This is a genomic window from Stenotrophomonas sp. SrG (assembly GCF_050031795.1).
Taxonomy (GTDB): domain Bacteria; phylum Pseudomonadota; class Gammaproteobacteria; order Xanthomonadales; family Xanthomonadaceae; genus Stenotrophomonas; species Stenotrophomonas rhizophila_A.
Genome location: NZ_JBNBBE010000590.1, coordinates 1 through 251 on the forward strand (window position 1 = coordinate 1; position 251 = coordinate 251).

The window sequence follows — 251 nt, forward strand, 5'->3', positions numbered from 1 at the left end:
TCCTTGGCCACCCGGCTGCCGTCGCCCAGGCCGGTGCTGCCGTCATCGCCAGTGCGGGTGTAGATGAGCGACAGCCGGTTGCCCATGCGTGCCGGGCTCAGTGCAGCGCGTCGCGGCGGGCGTGTAGCAGCTTGACCACCTGGTCGGTGGCCAGCTGCAGCGCGGCGGCCAGGCCGACGGAGATCGCGGCGGTGCGCAGGTAGGGCCGGACCCAGTCCGCCTAGTTGCGTGCCCAGCCCTGCAGCGGGGGG

1 pseudogene is annotated in these 251 nt (G+C 73.7%); it reads right to left on the reverse strand.

Features of this window, described 5'->3' with window-relative positions:
* Positions 1-86: pseudogene (locus tag ACQG3P_RS20950) on the reverse strand (cob(I)yrinic acid a,c-diamide adenosyltransferase); the annotation flags it as partial.
* Positions 87-251: the final 165 nt, after the last annotated feature.